The sequence below is a fragment of the Escherichia sp. Lx600-2 genome, from assembly GCF_036662595.1.
Classification (GTDB): domain Bacteria; phylum Pseudomonadota; class Gammaproteobacteria; order Enterobacterales; family Enterobacteriaceae; genus Escherichia; species Escherichia coli.
In genome coordinates, this window is the sequence record NZ_JAYQWM010000179.1 from 1 (window position 1) to 2878 (window position 2878).

Consider the following 2878-nt stretch of genomic DNA (forward strand, 5'->3'; position numbering starts at 1 on the left):
TAGCGACGGGCCGGGCGTGATTTATCCGGGTGTTGGGGGGATGGCCGCGCAGCGGCCAGCGCCCCTACAGGCACGATTGCGCCGTTGCTGGCAGAGGATGGCGAAGCCACCCCGAAGGGGCGGGGCCGCCGGAGGCGGGGCAAGTCCGGCGCAGGGCGTGGGGGCCAAGCGGAGCGCGGAGGGCAAAGCCCGGAGGCGTTAGGGATTGAAGCCCGAAGGGGCGAGACAGCTTGCCTGGCTCGATGCGCAGCACGAAAGCCCGGCCCGCAGGGAACGCCATAAGTGATTTTGGCTGTTAATTTTTATTCTGATATGGTTTAGCCATTTCTTTAACCTGCTTCGCCAGCTCTGGCGGCAACCAGACTTGCACAAATTCTAACTGCTCATCTTCCGGGATAACTTCGTTAAAAATCGCAGTAACGCGCCTGATTGCAGCATTGACCGTTTGCTTTGATCGGTCGAACTCTTTAGCCACATCGACTTGTTTGCGACCGTCAACCAGTACGGCGTATGCCATATCGATCGTTACCTGGCTGCATGTGCGTAATGCCGGTGCAATACGCTGCCATTCTTCAGGGGAAATGCGTTCTACTGCCATTTTTTACCTCATTACGGCCCGGTTACGGGCCGATTTATTAAGTTATTACAAATACTTACATCATTCAAAACGGTATATCAGCGTCGAACGGAGGCGATTCGTTTCCTGCCGCTGTGCCGGTGGTTTGTGGCTGGCCGCTGAACTGCTGGCCCCCTTGCGGCTGATTACCAGTCTGAGAAGCGTTTTGTGAGCGCCCGCCTAACATCTGCATAGTACCGCCGACGTTAACCACAACCTCTGTGGTGTACTTCTCAACGCCCGCTTGATCAGTCCATTTACGAGTTCTGAGCTGGCCTTCAATGTACACCTGCGAGCCTTTACGCAGATATTCAACGGCGACTTCGGCCAGCTTGCCGAATAATACTACGCGATGCCATTCAGTCTGCTCTTTCATCTCGCCGGTTTGCTTGTCACGCCAGCTTTCAGACGTGGCTAACGTAATATTGGCAACCGCGCCGCCGTTCGGCATATAACGCACTTCAGGATCTTGGCCTAAATTGCCGACCAGAATTACTTTGTTAACACCTCTTGAAGCCATGATAATCACCTTTTTCGGGTTGATAAAAGCCCCGCGATCAAGCGGGGCGTTTGCCATTAAGCGGCTTTGAGTTCATTCATGCGCTCGCTGAGAATCCATAAAGCGCGGTTTAAAGAAGTATCCTTATCCATTCCGGTAACGGCGCGGGTACGGGTTGATTTGCCCTGCTTAGTTCTGGCACTCAAACCGCCACGGATGATGTTTTCCTGTACGCGGTTAAACGTCGTCCACAAATCATCTTTGCGATCTTCGAAACGACGCGCCTCAAGGAGCTGGCTCGCGGCGATTGGTGCGGGGCCGTCTTTCTCGTCATAACGCAGTGCTAACGCCGCGTCAGCGAAAATACGCTTTTCCAGCGCATTCAGTGTGACAGACTTCATAGCATCCATATGGTTTTCAACGTTATCGAACTGATCCAGCACTTCAAAAGCGCCCTCAATAACACGCTCGGTAACGTTGCCTTTGTGCGGGATACGAATATCAGCAACGGTATCACCGCAGACTAAACCGTTATGGCAGACGAAACGGAATACACCGGCCAGCATTTGATAGCTGCTGCTGCCATCATGAGAGTTAAGCAGGATGATTTCCTTCGCTTCAGTGCCGTTAATTTGCCCGGCATGACGCAGACGGATCATGTGCTTGGTGTGTTCGCGTTTATCCAGGTTACGAACGCGAGTCTGGCAAACCATGAATGGATGAAAACCGTTATCACGCAGACCATTTAATACTTCGCTGGTCGCAATGTAGGCGTAACGGTCGGAGCGGCTTTCATGCGCTTCAGTGGCAAAGATAGACGGGGCATAACGCATGATCTGATCATCGTTAAGAGGGCGGTCAGAACGCAGAATATTTGCAGAACGAAAACGGCTAGATAACATAATCATACTCCTTCGCTATTTACCCGGAGCGGTTGCCGCCGCTGGTTCCGGGCCGGTCAGCACCATTGCTAACCGATGAATACAGTATAGGTTTTCCCCTCCCATAAGTCAACTAAAAGTATCATTTTATTTTACTTTTATTGTACTCTACGATGTGAAAAAAGCCCGGTTTCCGGGCTTTGTTGGTACTCAATATGTTACGTGGACAATCACCGGCTCTGTGTTCTCTGCCTGTACACCGGCAGAACCGGCCCAATACTCATAGAATGAGCGGCGTTTATTGAGAGCATCAATTGCGTCCTGTTCGGAGCGGAAAGAGGCCAGGCTTGAACGCCCGACCATGATACGCCAGCGGCGACGATGGAATTTAATTTCCAGGGTAGGGGTGAAATCTTTTACTGACATAGTAGCCTCTGTACCTTCGCAGTTTACCCGGAGCGGTTGCCGCCGCTGTGTCCGGGCCGGTCGGCACTATTGCCGACCGCGTATAGATTTAACGGCTCTTAATCTCGCCGTTTCGGATCATCGTTTTCAGTTCTTCATGCTGTAGCAATAAGCCATGTTGCAACGTGGAATAGATATTCCCGACAAGCCAGCCATCCACACCCATAAAATCCTGTGCATCTTTGAGAATTAATAGCGGCTCGCAATCTTCGCCTTTTTCATAAACCCAAATGGTATACACCTCCCGGTTTACGGTGCTATCCACATCGGTAATTTCCTCAATATCAAAATGTTTTTTCAGCAGCGTGGTTAATTTCATTTTTCACCCCTTCGCAGCTTTCCCGGAGCGGTTGCCGCCGCTGGTTCCGGGCCGGTCAGCACCATTGCTAACCGTAAATAAAGTATAGGCTTTCCCCC

General features: G+C 51.7%; 5 protein-coding genes. All 5 read right to left on the minus strand.

The genetic code is table 11. The features are described from left to right. Nucleotides 1-295 precede the first annotated feature (295 nt). Entirely contained in the window at nucleotides 296-598 is a 303-nt protein-coding gene (locus OQV04_RS24015; protein WP_000257688.1) for a TrfB-related DNA-binding protein, read from the minus strand. A 64-nt stretch (nucleotides 599-662) separates the two neighbouring features. Continuing rightward, nucleotides 663-1136 (minus strand): single-stranded DNA-binding protein, encoded by a 474-nt coding sequence (locus OQV04_RS24020; RefSeq protein ID WP_033544285.1) that lies wholly within the window; start codon nucleotides 1134-1136, stop codon nucleotides 663-665. A 56-nt stretch (nucleotides 1137-1192) separates the two neighbouring features. Then, nucleotides 1193-2020, minus strand: coding sequence for a DUF932 domain-containing protein (locus OQV04_RS24025; protein WP_024147850.1), 828 nt, complete (start codon nucleotides 2018-2020; stop codon nucleotides 1193-1195). A 186-nt stretch (nucleotides 2021-2206) separates the two neighbouring features. Continuing rightward, nucleotides 2207-2422, minus strand: a complete 216-nt coding sequence (locus OQV04_RS24030; protein WP_000111575.1) for a hypothetical protein — start codon at nucleotides 2420-2422, stop codon at nucleotides 2207-2209. Between the two features lie 88 nt (nucleotides 2423-2510). Then, nucleotides 2511-2780, minus strand: coding sequence for a hypothetical protein (locus OQV04_RS24035; protein WP_000779465.1), 270 nt, complete (start codon nucleotides 2778-2780; stop codon nucleotides 2511-2513). Between the last annotated feature and the right edge of the window lie 98 nt (nucleotides 2781-2878).